Below are 13373 nucleotides of genomic sequence, written 5' to 3'. Positions count from 1 at the left end.
TCGTAGAGGCCTCGCCGTCCACAGGACGCCGGCGGGGCCGCGCCTCCGTCCAGGCCGACCGGCAGGCGGCCCAGGCGCCGGATCTGCGCGGGGTGGTGGTCTGCGGGTCCGACCGTACGATGCTGCGGGTGGTCACCGAGCTGGTCAGTTCCGGCGAGGAGGTCACCGCGATCGTCAACCCGGCGTCGCGGCACATCGAGCGGATCGGTGAGCTCGGCGCCCAGGTGATGGGCGTGCGGGTGGTCCGCGAGTCGGTGCTGCGCCGGGCCGGGATCGACACCGACGGGACCAAACCGTCGACCGCGCGCGCCCTGGTGCTGCTCGACGCCGACGACGTGCACAACGTGCACACCGCGCTGACCGCGCGGGACATGGACGAGAACCTGCGGATCGTCGTCCAGATGGTCAATCCGAGGATCGGCGCCCAGCTGCACCAGTTGCTCGGCGACTGCGTGGTGATCTCCGGCCCGTCACTGGCCGCGCCCGCGTTCGTCGCGGATGCGCTGGAGGACGACGAGCTGACCTGGCTCGAGCTGGGCGGCCGGCGGATGGTGGCCGGGCCGGCCGATCTGATCCGCGAGCGGGTGACCGTGCTCGCCGACACGACCTCGTCGGCGACGCCCGAGCTGCTGCCGGCCTCCAGTGACGATCCGGCCGGTGACATCGTGCTCGGCACCGGCGTACGGCATCTGCGGCGCAAGCGCGACGTACGGCGGACCGGCTGGGTGATGGCCGTGCGCGACGTGCTCGACCGGCGCGTCCGCATCATCGCGGCGGTGATGGCCCTGCTGGTGCTGATCGGTACGTTGCTGACCCACTGGATCACCGGCGTGGAGTGGCTGCGGGCGCTCTATCTCGTGATGGGCGCGGTGACGTCGGCCGGGATCGAGGACGACAAGTTCGCGGACGCCGCGCCGTACGTGAAGGTCGCGGCGGTGGGAGTCCAGCTGACCGGGATCGTGCTGGTCGCGCTGCTCACCGCGGTGATCGTCGACTCGCTGATCGGCGCCCGGCTGTCGCGGGTGATCGGCGGGGTCCGGGGCAGACCGCGCAATCACGTGATCGTCTGCGGGCTCGGCACGGTCGGCGCGCGGGTGCTGGAGATCCTGTCCGAGCGAGGCGTCGCGGTGGTCGGCGTCGAGATGGACGAGGAGGCGCCCGGCGTGCAGACCGCGCACCGGCTGCGAATCCCGGTGGTGATGGGCGACAGCAGCCAGGAGGAGACGCTGCGGCTGGCCGGTGCGACGCAAGCCCAGGCGGTGCTCGCGCTGACCGACGGCGACATCACGAACCTGGAGACCGCAATGGTCGTCCGGGACCTGAACGACGACGTCCGGATCACGATGCGGATGTTCGACCACGACCTGGCCCAGAAGGTCGAGCGCATGCTCGGGCTCGGGCACAGCCGGTCGGTGTCGATGCTGGTCGCGCCGGCGATCGCGGCCGCGGTCGCGAACCGGCGCAGCCAGACGACCGTGCCGGCCGGACGCCGGGTGCTGTTGCTGACCGAGGTGACCGTCGAGCGAGACTCGGTCGCGATCGGCCGCCGGCTCGGCGAGCTGGACGAGGCGGGCGGCCTGCGGGTGCTGGCGCGCGCGGACGGGGTCACCTGGGACTGGTCGCCGGCCTTCGACCGGCCGGTGCACGTGGGCACCCGGCTGGCCGTCGCGGGGACCCGGAGCGGCCTGGCCAGACTGTTGCTGGTGACCCGTGCACCACACCGACCCGAGCGGTCGGGGAGGATAGGACCATGAACCGAGACGTAGTGACCGGAGGGCAGCGGTGAGCCAGCCGAACTTCTCCCGACCTGGAGCGATCGACCTGTCGTCCCTGCGGCAGCCGCCCGCGCGTCCCGGCGGCCCGGGTGGGCCGGCCGGACCCGGTGGACCGGCTGGTCCCCGCGCCGGTGGGCCCGGCGGTGGCGGCCCCGGCGGTGGCGGCGGCGGGGTGACCGGCCCGTACGTGCTGAACGTGTCCGAGCCGACCTTCCAGTCGGACGTGATCGAGCGGTCGATCCAGCACCCCGTGGTGGTCGAGTTCTGGTCGCCGCGGTCCGAGGCCTCGGTGGCGCTCGGCCCGGTGCTGGCCCGCCTGTCGACCGAGTACGGCGGCAAGTTCCTGCTCGCCCGGGTCGACGTCGACGCCAACCCGCAGCTGGCCCAGGCGGTCGGCGTGCAGAGCATCCCGCTGGTGATCGCGGTGCTGCGCGGCCAGGTCGTCCCGCTGTTCCAGGGCGCGCTCGGTGAGCCCGAGGCCAAGCAGTACCTCGACCAGCTGTTCACCGTCGCGGTCGCGAACGGGATCACCGGCCGCGCCGAGCCGGTCGCCCCGGCCGCTCCCGGCGAGGAGGCCGCCGAGCCCGAGTCCGACCCGCGCTACGAGGCGGCCGAGACCGCGCTGGCCACCGGCGACCTGGACGGCGCGATCACGGCGTACGAGACGTTGCTCAAGGAAACGCCGAACGACGCCGAGGCGAAGGCCGGGCTGGCCCGGGTGCAGCTGGTGAAGCGGACCCGGGACGTGCCGGCCGAGGTGCGCACCCGCGCGGCCGACGACCCGAACGACATCGAGGCGCAGATGCTGGTCGCCGACGTCGACCTGATGGGCGGCCACGTCGAGGACGCGTTCGCGCGGCTGATCCGGACCATCCAGTCCACGGCCGGCGACGACCGCGACACCGTGCGCCTGCACCTGCTGGAGCTGTTCGAGGTGGTCGGCGGTGACGACGAGCGGGTGATCCGCGCGCGCCGGCAGCTGATGACCGCCCTGTTCTGAGCTGACGGGTGGCACCGGCAGGTGCCACCCTTTTCCTTGTCGTGCGGTGTGAACTATTGACACTTATCTTCTCGGCTTCTGAGAATCATTCACATGTCCGCCGCCGAGTCCCCACCTTCCAGCCTGGAAGCGCGCATCCGCGGCCTGCTGCCGTCACTCAGTCCGGCGCAGACGCTCGTTGCCCAAGAAGTTCTGCGAGATCCCGCGGCGGTCGCGTCGTCCACGATCGGTGAACTCGCCGCCCGCTGCGGTACGTCGCTGCCGAGCGTCACCCGGTTCTGCCTCGCCCTCGGTCTCGGTGGGTACGCCGAACTCCGGCTCGCCCTGGCGGCCGAAGGTGGTCGCAGCAGCACCAGCTGGGAACGCGGCACCGGTACCGAAGTCAGCCCCGACGACTCCCTCGACGACGTCCTGCGGACCCTGCTCCGCTCGGACACCAAAGCCCTGGAAGACACCGTCGCCCAGCTCGACGTCGACGCGCTCGGCCAGGCGATCGCTGCGATCACGACCGCCCGCCGCATCGACGTGTACGCCGTCGGCGGCTCGGCGTCCGTCGCCGAGGACCTGAGATTGCGCCTGCACCGCATCGGCCACGGCGCCAACAGCTGGAGCGACGTGCACAACGCTCTCACCAGCGCGGCGCTGCTCGGCCCGGGCGACGTTGCCCTCGGCATCTCCCACACCGGCGAGACCAACGAGGTCCTCGAACCGTTGCGCCGGGCCCGCGCCCAAGGCGCCACGACCATTGCCGTCACCAACTATCCGCGGTCCCCGCTGGCCCGCGCCGCCGACCTGCTGCTGGTCACCGCCGCCCGCGACATCACCTTCCGAACCGGCGGGATGGCCGGCCGGCACGCCCAGATGATCGTGCTCGACGCCCTCTACCTGGGCGTCGCCCAGCGCGACTACCAGCAGGCCACCCAAGCCTTCGACCGCACTGCCGAAGCGGTCGCCGATCACCGAACACCCCACCGCTGAGCTCCACCGCCCTGGAGGAATCCCATGCAGAGCCCCCACCGGAAACTAGGTCCGAGCCGCCGTACGCTCCTGCTGGGCGCCGGCGCCGCGGCCGCCGCGACGGTCGCCACCGGCCAGGCCCAGGCCTCACCCACCGCTGTTGCCTCTAGCAATGACATCGCGATCCCGTCGCCGGACGACCTGCCGCTGACCGGCGGCCCCGACTTCCCGATCGGCCTGTTCTGGCCGCCGCACCCCTACGCCAGTACGCCGCAGCGGTTCGCCGAGATCGCCGAGGCCGGCTTCGACTTCGTGATCTCCGGCAACTACGCCGGCGACGGCAACATCTTCCAGCACCAGCTCGGCCTGGCCCGGACCGCCGGGCTGAAGATGCTGATCTCCGACGACATCCAGATCCGCAACATGTCCCGCTGGTTCTCGATCTCCGACCAGCCGACCGACAACCTCAGCGTCACGCCCGCCGAGGCTCGCGAGCTCTACACCCGCGCCCGCGACGCGTACGGCCCGTACTCCTCGCTGGCCGGCTTCAACCTGTACGACGAACCCGGCGCCGGCTGGTTCGGCACGCTGGCGAAGGCGGTCGCGATCTCCCGCGAACTCGCGCCGCAGTTGCTGCCGTACATCAACCTCTTCCCGTCCGACGACCCGGCGTACTACAACGCGTTCGTGGACGTGGTGAAGCCGTCGCTGGTGTCCTTCGACCGGTATCCGCTGCTGTCGGACGGCCGGGAGGACGGCAATTACTTCCACAACTGGACGATCGTGCGCGACGCGGCACTGCGCGCGAACGTGCCCGCCTGGATCTTCATCCAGACGCTGTCCTACAACGGCCACCGCGAGCCGACCGCCGCCGAGCTGCTCTGGCAGATCAACATCAGCCTCGCGTACGGCGCCAAGGGCATCCAGTACTTCACGTACTGGACGCCGGAAGCCGCTCGTGGCGAGGGGTTCGGTCCCGCGCTCATCACCGTCGACGGCAAGCGCACCGCCCGGTACGGTGCCGCGAAGAACATCAACACGCCTTGGCTGCACCCGGTCGGCCGCCAGCTCAAGCCACTGGTCTCGGAAACCGTCGTGCACGCCAACGAGACCCCGCTGCCGAACAGCACCGTCGGCTTCACGCCGACCGATCTCGTCACCGGGGTCACCGGTAACCCCACGGTGATCGGCACGTTCCGCTCCCGCGACGCCGCCGTGACCGACCGCTGGCTCCTGGTCGCCAACCGCTCGCATTCGGCCGCCGCCCGGACGACGCTGACCTTCAACCCCGCCAAGGTGACCGGCGTGGACGTCTTCCATCCCGTGAGCGCCAAGTACGACGCCAACCGCGGAGCCGGTCTGCCGATCAGCCTTCCGCCCGGCGGCGCGCAGCTGCTGCACCTGCACACCCGCTGACTCCGCCGCCGCCCGCTCACGCCGAGCGGGCGGCGTTCACCTGCACAGAACCTTCACAAGTCGTCCCCGACTCCTGACCAGTTCGGCTCCTAGGCTCTTCGCATGCCAGTCAACGCAAGCGGCGCCAGGATTCTCGTCGTCGAGGACGAGCCGGTGATCAATCAGGCCGTCACCGACCGGCTGCGCGGTTCGGGGTACGACGTCGTGCAGGCCTGGGACGGGCCGGGCGCGGTGACGCAGTACGAGTCGACCGCGCCCGACCTGGTGGTGCTGGACGTGATGCTGCCCGGTTTCGACGGTCACGAGGTGTGCCGCCGGATCCAGGCGGCCCGCCCGGTCCCGGTGCTGATGCTCACCGCGCGCGACGACGAGGCCGACATCCTGGTCGGACTTGGCGTCGGCGCCGACGACTACCTGACCAAACCGTTCCGGATGCGCGAGCTGGTGGCGCGGGTCGGCGCGCTCCTGCGCCGGGTCGAGCGGGCGGCCGAGCTGGCGAACCGCTCGGACACAGACCTGGGTGACCTGCGCGTCGACGCCGCCGCTCGCCGGGTCTGGGCCGATGGCAACGAGGTCCACCTGACCCCGACGGAGTTCGACCTTCTGGTCTGCCTGGCCGGCAGCCCGGGCGCCGTACTGACGCGGGAGAACCTGTACGCCGAAGTCTGGGGCTGGCCGGGTGCCTCCGGGACCCGCACCGTCGACAGCCACGTGAAAGCGCTGCGCGCCAAGATCGGCGCCGACCGGATCCGAACCGTGCACGGTATCGGCTACGCGCTCGAGCCGGGCGGTACGGCGTGACCGCCGATTCGCCGGGCGTCGTCGAGAGTGTTCCGCGCAGCGCGCCGCTGGACCAGGTTCGCTCGGTCAAGGCCAAGCTCGGACTGCTCGTTGCTGTCAGCACCATTCTCGCGTCGGTCCTGGCGGCGGTCGGAGCCGTCGGCGGGGTGCCGGTCTGGCTGAGCATCCCGGTCACCGTCGCGCTGGCCCTCGCGGTGACGCAGCTGCTGGCCGTCGGGATGACGTCGCCGTTGCGCGAGATGACCGCGGCGGCGCGCGGGATGGCGCGGGGCAACTACTCGGTCCGGGTCACCGCGACGTCGAGCGACGAGGTCGGTGAGCTGGGCCGGGCGTTCAACCGGATGGCCGAGGATCTGGCCGCGGTCGACCGCCAGCGCCGCGAGTTGGTGGCGAACGTCAGCCATGAGCTCCGGACGCCGCTGGCCGCGCTGTGCGCCGTACTGGAGAACCTGGTGGACGGCGTGGCCGAGCCGGATCCCGTCGCGCTGCGGACCGCGCTCGATCAGGCTGAGCGGTTGTCCGCGCTCGCGTCGGATCTGCTCGACCTGGCGCGGGTCGACGCCGGCAAGGCGAAGCTCACGACCACACAGGTGGCTGTCCAGGAATTGCTGGATCGCGCCGTCGCCGAGGCACGGGTGACCGGGCGGCAGGTCCGGTACGACGTCCGCGTGACTCCGCCGGCTTTGACCGTCCCGGCCGACCGGGCGCGGCTGCAGCAGCTGATCGCGAACCTGCTCGACAACGCGTCCCGGCACAGCCCCGCCGGTGGTGAGGTCCGGATCACCGCCCGGCAGACCGACAGCGGCTGGCGGCTCGAGGTCGCCGACGACGGTCCCGGCATCCCGGTCGCGGACCGGGACCGCGTGTTCGAGCGGTTCGGGACGCTGACCGAGGCCGACGGCGGCGGTGGAACCGGCCTCGGACTCGCGATCGCCCGCTGGGTCACCGACCTGCACGGCGGCACCATCCACTTCGTCGACCCGGAACCGCGCCGTACCGGTGCCCGGGTACGGGTCGACCTGCCGAACCGACCACGCCCGTTCGCCCACGCACCACGGAAGGCACAGGAACTACCGATGACTGAACCTGGGGACCAAGTCCGGCCGAGCACGGCATCCGCCGTGAAGACCACGTCCAAGCCGGTGACCGCCACCTCTACGGTGTGGGTACCGGAGTCCGGCATGGATCTCATGTTCGGCAAGTTCTGGCCCGACGCGCGGGTGCCCGGCAACTTGCGGGTCGTGCTGTGGTGCCTGGGCGTCGGTCTGCTCGCCGGCATCGTGCTGCCGTTCCGCGACCTCGGGCTGGGCACCTTCCTGGTCCTGCTGGCCGCCGGGGCAGTGATCCTCAACTTCAGCGTCAATCGCCGCTCCCGCTTCACGCTGACCTGCGCCGCTCTGTGCGTGTTGCTAGCGGCAACAGTCGTCGTCCGCGACGCCGAGTGGATCGCGGTCCTCAGCCTGTTCGCCGGCGGCGCCCTGTGCGTGGCGGCGCTGGTGAACGGGCGCAGCGTGCCGGCCTTCGTCCTGGCCGGCATCGCCTGGCCGCTCGCCGGTCTGCGCGGTCTGCCCTGGCTCGGCCGCTCGGTGCGGACCGTCGGCGGCCTGCGGGCCAGCGCGGCGATGGTGCGCACGATCGTGCTGTCGGCGCTGGCGGTCCTCGTCTTCGGCCTGCTGTTCTCCTCGGCCGACGCGGTCTTCGCCGAGTGGATGGGCGCGATCGTTCCCGACCTCGAGCTCGACTCGTTCATCCTCCGGGCGTTCCTGACGATCGCCGTCGGCGGCGTCGTACTGGCCGCGACGTACCTCGGCATGAACCCGCCCAACGTCGAGGTCGGCACCGGTCCGGTGCGCCCGGTGGCTCGCCGGTACGAGTGGCTCGCGCCGGTCCTGCTGGTCGATGGCGTCTTCCTGGTCTTCCTCGCCGCGCAGGCCACGGTGAGCTTCGGCGGCCACGAGTATCTGGAACGCGTCACCGGACTCACGTACGCCGAGTACGTGCATCAGGGCTTCGGCCAGCTCACGGTCGCGACGGCCCTGACCCTGCTCGTCGTCTGGGCCGCCGCCCGCAAGGCACCCCGTACGACGCCCTCCGACATCGCGTGGCTGCGGGGATCGCTCGGTCTGCTCTGCCTGCTCACCCTGGTCGTCGTCGCGTCGGCGCTCTACCGGATGCACGTGTACCAGGAGGCGTACGGCTTCACCCAGCTCCGCTTGCTCGTGGATGTCTTCGAGGGCTGGCTGGGCCTGCTGGTGATCGGCGTGATGGTTGCCGGCGTCACCTTGAAGGCCGGGTGGCTCCCGCGCGCCGCTCTGCTCAGCGGCGCAGGACTTCTGCTGATGATCGCGGCCATCAATCCCGACGCCTGGATCGCGCAGCACAACATCGACCGCTACACCGAGACCGGCAAGGTCGACTGGTACTACCTGCGCGGCCTGTCCGACGACGCCGTACCGGTCCTGGCCAAGCTGCCGGACAACGTCCGCGACTGCGCGTTGAGCGGGTACGAACGTAGTACCGACGACTGGCTGGAGTGGAACCTGGGCCGCCACCGCGCGCAGTCGCTGCTCAGCCCGGAGGTCACCGCTCGCGGCTTGACCGAAGCTTCCTGTCCTGGCAACTGAAGCTTGCCCCGGTCTATCCCGTGAGGGTCGGCGCGCCGCTGCCGAGCGGTAGGCGATCCGGATCGGGAACCCACCGATCCGGAGCCGAGGCCGGCGGTAGAGCGGCCGAGCCGAGCTTGGCGAGCAACGTGGGCAGCATCGGGTGGGGATTGTGCCGGTGCCAGACGACCGACCACGGCAGCAACGGGGTCGGCTCGACGATCGGCACTCTCCGCAGACCGCTTCCGGCGGCGTCGATGCTCATCTCACCCAGTCCGACCGCCCGCTTCTCCCGGAGGAACTGATCCACCAGGTGGCTCCGGCCGATCGCCGGAGCGGTGAAGCGCAGGGGCACCTCGAGTCGCGCGGCGAGCCGCTCCAGATAGCCGCGCCACTCGGCGGCGCCCGCTGGGTCCGGCATGGAGATGCCCCACGCGCGCAGGTCGGCCGGCCGCAGCTCGGTCCGGTCCGCCAGTTCATGGTCCTCCGGCAAGAACGCGTGCAGCGGTTCCAGGTGCACGAGCCGCCGGTTCAGCTCGGACGGCCACGGCCCCGGCAGGTCGTGCACGCGTCCGAACGCCGCGTCGAGCTCCTGCCGCCGAACCGCCGGTACGGCGACCGCGAGGCCTTGCCGCATGCTCAGTTCGATCCGGAGCCGGGGATCGCGCTCGGTCGCCTCGCGGAGCATCCGCAGCGGCGTGAACCGCTCGTCGTACACGTCGACGCGCAACGGGTGCTCGGTGCCCTGGACCGTCTCGACGGCCCGGTCGAAGGCCGCCACCGCTTCCCTGGCCGACGGCAGGAACCGGCGCCCGGCCGAGGTGAGCTCCACCGTCCGGGTCGTGCGCTCGAACAACACGGTGCCCAGCGCCTGCTCGAGCCGGCGAACGCGCTTCGACAAGGCCTGCTGGCTGAGGAACAGACGCTCGCCCGCGCGGCCGAAGTGCAACTCCTCCGCGGTGACGACGAAGGCCCGCAGGCCGTCGATGTCGGCTGATCCCATGCGCTCCAGCCTCTGGGCCACAACCCGCGGTTGTCAATCACGCGTCGATCGCTGTTGGACAGCCCCGGCCGCGGACCGCTTGGCTGAGGTCTTGTGGAGATCATCGAGATTCGGCCCGAACTGCACTTGCTGCTGCTCGAGTTCGGGCAGGCCTACCTGTGGAACGACGCCGACGGACTGACTCTCGTGGACAGCGGGATCGCCACCTCGGGTGCGGAGCTCGCCGAGGCCTTCGCGAGGCTGGGGCTGCGTACGCGCGACCTCCGGCACCTGGTGCTGACTCACTTCCACGAGGACCACACCGGTGGTGCGGCGGAGGTCAGCACCTGGGGAGACGTCGTGGTGATGGCGCACCGGCAGGAGGCGCCGGTGATCCGTGGAGAGCTTCCGGCGCCGCCTCCGAATTTCACCGACGAGGAGCGCGCCCTGCATCGCAGCCTCGGCGCCCACCTGCTGCCCGCCGCGCCGCCCTGCCGCGTCGACCGTGAACTGGAGGACGGCGACGTGATCGAGTTCGCCGGCGGTGCCCAGGTGATCGCGACGCCGGGCCATACCGACGGCAGCATCGCGATCCACCTGCCAGGGCCGAGCATCCTGTTCACCGGAGACACCGTGGCGCACGTCGACGGACAGGTGATTCCGGGTGTGTTCAACCTGGATCGTGAGGAGATGCTGCGGTCGTTCGAGCGGTTGGCCGCCGTCGGGCCGCAGCTGGCGTGCGTCGGCCACGGGTTGCCGATCGAGGATGCGGATCGCAAGTTGAGCGCGGCCGCGAATCTCTCGCCCGGGCAGGCCTGAGCCGGCCTTTAGTTGCCTTGGGCATCCGGTCCCGTGTAGATGCCCAGGGCACGGAATCGGAGGGCGGGCTGGGCATACTCCTCCAGCGCGTGCGCCGTCCAACCGATGATCCGGGCAATGGCGAACAGCGCTTCGCCGGCGTCCGGCCGCAGACCGTGGGTGTGCATCAGCGCGGCGACTGCGACATCGCTGTTAGGGAATCCCCGCACCTGTTCGGCCAGCGCCCGGATGGTTCTGGTCGCGGGGACGTCGCCGAGCAGTTCGAGCAGCAGTTCGGCCCTCGGGTCGCGGCGCCGGTACAACTTGTGGCCGAAACCGGGGACCGCCTGACCGGTGCGTAGCCGGGCGGATACCGCGGCGACCGGGTCGTCTGCTGCCTGGCGCAGGAAGTCGTACGCGACCGACGTGGCGGCGCCGTGCAGTTGGCCGTCGAGAGCGCCGAGGCCGGCCGACACCACGGCGTACAGGTTGGCCCGTGCGCTGGCGGCGACGCGGGCGGCGAGGGTGGACACCGCGAGGCCGTGGTCGGCGAGCAGGACGACCGCCGCGTCGAGCAGTTCGGGGCGCGGTGGTGCGTCGAACCCGGTCGCGAGCTTCGGCCAGAGGTCGGCGCCGAAGGATTCCGCCTGAGAGTCGGGGCCGGGAAGCGCCGCGACCAGTACGCCGAGCAGCTTGGCCGCTGCCCGAGTGACAGCCTGCGGCGTGAGGTCGAATCGCAGCAGGTCCCCGGCTCCCAGCACGGCGACGGCGATCCGTAGTTTGTCGGTCAATCGTGCTCCGGTCGGAGCGGCCGTCATCGCTCGCCGGGCCAACTCGACTTCGTCCGCGGGAGCCGGGAACCGAGGGGGCGAAGTGAGGCTGCCTGTCCACAGCAGTGAAGCGACCGACTCGACGGTGTGGGTGGTCGCGAGGTCGCGCACTCGGTGACCTCGGTAGTAGAGGTCGTCGTCGGTGATCAGCGTGAGCTGGGACTCGATGCGTTCGATGGCGCCGGGATGGTCGACGGTTCGCCCGGCGAGGCGGTCGACGTCGGCTTCCAGGAAGAGGCTGCCTCGACGGCCGCGAGCGCGGGTGCTGGTGAGCAGACCGCGGCTCACGTACGCGTAGACGGTCTCCGGCTTGACCTTCAAGCGGGCGGCGACTTCCGCGGTGGTTAGGTAATGCTCGTCACTCGGATCGGCCACGCCACGCTCCCCGCGCCACTGATGTTGACTTGATCAACGTTGACAATAGTGGATTCTCGTATCAATTTGACTCCATGTCAATCAATGTGGATCAACTGTTCGAGGTGCCGCCCGGGCTGCGGAACGTAGTGGTGACCGAGACCGAGCTCGGCGACGTACGCGGTGACGAGGGCTTCTACCACTACCGCCAGTACTCCGCGGTCGAGCTGGCGCGGAAGAAGACGGTGGAGGACGTCTGGTTCCTGATGCTCGAAGGGCGGTTGCCGACCGCGGACGAGCGGACCCGGTTCGTGGCCGAGGTCGCGCCCTTGCGGGTGTTGCCGGACGAGGTGCGGGAGATCTTGCCGGCCATCGCCGCAGCCGGCGTCGCGGAGAAGCCGCTGGCGGGCCTGCGCACCGCCTTGTCGGTGCTGGCCGCCGCGCGCGACCTGCCACCGCTGTGGGACGCGGACCGCGCCCGGCGCAAGGCCGACGCGATGCTGGTGTGCGCGGTGACCCCGACGATCCTCGCCGCCCTGCACCGCTTGCGGCAGGGCGAGCAACCACTGGAACCGCGCGACGACCTGAGTACGGCGGCGAACTGGCTGTACCTGGTGACCGGCGCCGAGCCGACAGCCGAGCAGGTGGCCGCGATCGAGGCCTACTTGATCGCGACTGTCGACCACGGCTTCAACGCGTCGACCTTCACCGCCCGGGTCATCGCGTCCACCGGAGCGGACGTGGTCTCGGCGGTCGCGGGCGCGCTGGGTGCGTTCTCAGGTCCGCTGCACGGCGGAGCACCGGACCGAGCACTGGCCAGCCTGGACGAGATCGGTAGGCCGGACCGCGCCGACGCGTGGGTGCGAGCGAAGGTCGCCGCGGGGGACCGGATCATGGGCTTCGGCCACGCGGTCTACCGCACGGACGACCCGCGCTCACTGATGCTGCGCGAGATCGCCCAAGGCCTCGGCGGGGAGCTGGTGGACTTCGCCGTCACCGTCGAGCGAACGGTGGTCGACGTGCTCGCCGAACTGAAGCCGGGCCGCAACCTGTACGCCAACGTCGAGTTCTACGCCGGCGTCGTGATGGACCGCTGCGGCCTGCCGCGCTCGATGTTCACACCGACCTTCGCGGTCAGCCGGGTGATCGGCTGGACGGCCAACATTCTGGAGCAGGCGGAGGACGGAAAGATCATCCGCCCGTCAGCCCGCTACGTCGGCCCGCCACCGCCGGCCCCGATCGACTGAACGGCGCTAGGCCGGGAGCAGCACCCGAAGCTGCTCCCGGATCTCCTGCACGATGTCCTCGACCGGGCTCGCGAGGTTGATCGTCGACGCCATGCTGACGAACATGATCGCGGAGACGATGTGCGCGAGCTTCGCGGCGTCGCCGGAGTCGAAACGTTCGTCGCGACCCAGTACGCCGGCGATCGCCCGTTCGGTCTCCACGGTCAGCAGGAGCGCGTCGCGGTGGTGCGGCTCCTCGGGGTCGCCGAAGACGATCTCCCGCAGGTACGTCCGCCCGTTGTCGACCTGTTTGCGGTTGCACTCGACGACCGGGCGGACGATCGCCATCACTGCGTCGAGCTGGTCGGGGATGCCCTCGGCCGCCGACCTGCCGCGGGCCAGCGCGTCGGCGTACGTCGAGTTCTGGACGAGCAGCAGGAGCTCGCCCTTGGACTTGGCGTAGAGGAACAGCGTGCCCGCGCCGATGTCGGCCTTGTCGGCGATCTCCTGGGTGGTGACCTCGTCGACCCCGCGCTCGGCGAAGAGTTCCCGGGCAGCGGCTGTGATCCGGTCGAGCTTCTGTTGCTTGTTCCGCTCGCGCCGTCCGACCGGTTGCGAGGCGACTGCCATG

At 70.8% G+C, this 13373-nt stretch carries 11 protein-coding genes; 8 read left to right on the top strand and 3 right to left on the bottom strand.

The window, feature by feature from the left end:
- Nucleotides 1-119: 119 nt before the first annotated feature.
- The 6 genes from ACQPXM_RS29050 (at nt 120) to ACQPXM_RS29025 (ending at nt 8573) form a co-directional block, all read left to right on the top strand.
- A complete protein-coding gene (locus ACQPXM_RS29050; protein ID WP_432951109.1) occupies nt 120-1754 on the top strand; it encodes an NAD-binding protein in 1635 nt (544 codons plus the stop codon).
- A gap of 28 nt (nt 1755-1782) precedes the next feature.
- Entirely contained in the window at nt 1783-2775 is a 993-nt protein-coding gene (locus tag ACQPXM_RS29045) for a co-chaperone YbbN (protein WP_432939258.1), read from the top strand.
- Between the two features lie 93 nt (nt 2776-2868).
- Nucleotides 2869-3753, top strand: coding sequence for a MurR/RpiR family transcriptional regulator (locus tag ACQPXM_RS29040; protein WP_432939255.1), 885 nt, complete (start codon nt 2869-2871; stop codon nt 3751-3753).
- 24 nt (nt 3754-3777) lie between these two features.
- Nucleotides 3778-5148, top strand: coding sequence for a hypothetical protein (locus ACQPXM_RS29035; protein ID WP_432939252.1), 1371 nt, complete (start codon nt 3778-3780; stop codon nt 5146-5148).
- Between the two features lie 102 nt (nt 5149-5250).
- The gene (locus ACQPXM_RS29030; RefSeq protein ID WP_432939250.1) at nt 5251-5949 is read left to right on the top strand and encodes a response regulator transcription factor; all 699 of its coding nucleotides are present in this window, start codon (nt 5251-5253) and stop codon (nt 5947-5949) included.
- On the top strand, nt 5946-8573 hold the full coding sequence (locus ACQPXM_RS29025) for a DUF4153 domain-containing protein (protein WP_432939248.1): 2628 nt from the start codon (nt 5946-5948) through the stop codon (nt 8571-8573). The genes ACQPXM_RS29030 and ACQPXM_RS29025 overlap by 4 nt, the downstream gene beginning before the upstream one ends.
- Nucleotides 8574-8586: 13 nt before the next feature.
- Here the strand turns inward: ACQPXM_RS29025 and ACQPXM_RS29020 are convergent, their stop codons facing one another.
- Entirely contained in the window at nt 8587-9555 is a 969-nt protein-coding gene (locus ACQPXM_RS29020; protein ID WP_432939245.1) for a LysR family transcriptional regulator, read from the bottom strand.
- Nucleotides 9556-9648: 93 nt separating this feature from the next.
- Here ACQPXM_RS29020 and ACQPXM_RS29015 point away from each other — a divergent pair, with 93 nt between their 5' ends.
- Nucleotides 9649-10353 (top strand): MBL fold metallo-hydrolase, encoded by a 705-nt coding sequence (locus tag ACQPXM_RS29015; RefSeq protein ID WP_432939243.1) that lies wholly within the window; start codon nt 9649-9651, stop codon nt 10351-10353.
- Between the two features lie 8 nt (nt 10354-10361).
- Here ACQPXM_RS29015 and ACQPXM_RS29010 read toward each other — a convergent pair whose 3' ends face one another.
- Nucleotides 10362-11537: a citrate/2-methylcitrate synthase gene (locus ACQPXM_RS29010; RefSeq protein WP_432939240.1), complete on the bottom strand. Its 1176-nt coding sequence runs from the start codon at nt 11535-11537 to the stop codon at nt 10362-10364.
- 74 nt (nt 11538-11611) lie between these two features.
- On the opposite strand from ACQPXM_RS29010, the gene ACQPXM_RS29005 reads away from it, so the two are divergent.
- Complete coding sequence (locus tag ACQPXM_RS29005) at nt 11612-12763, top strand: citrate synthase (RefSeq protein ID WP_432939238.1); 1152 nt, start codon at nt 11612-11614, stop codon at nt 12761-12763.
- Nucleotides 12764-12769: 6 nt separating this feature from the next.
- Here the strand turns inward: ACQPXM_RS29005 and ACQPXM_RS29000 are convergent, their stop codons facing one another.
- Nucleotides 12770-13372 carry a TetR/AcrR family transcriptional regulator gene (locus tag ACQPXM_RS29000; protein ID WP_432939235.1) on the bottom strand — a complete coding sequence of 201 codons (603 nt, stop codon included), beginning with the start codon at nt 13370-13372 and terminating at the stop codon, nt 12770-12772.
- Nucleotide 13373: the final 1 nt, after the last annotated feature.

Origin of the sequence: Kribbella sp. CA-253562 (assembly GCF_050942265.1) — a bacterium.
Classification (GTDB): domain Bacteria; phylum Actinomycetota; class Actinomycetes; order Propionibacteriales; family Kribbellaceae; genus Kribbella.
The sequence above is the reverse complement of the archived record's forward strand: the minus strand, read 5'-3'. Positions and strand labels throughout refer to the sequence as shown.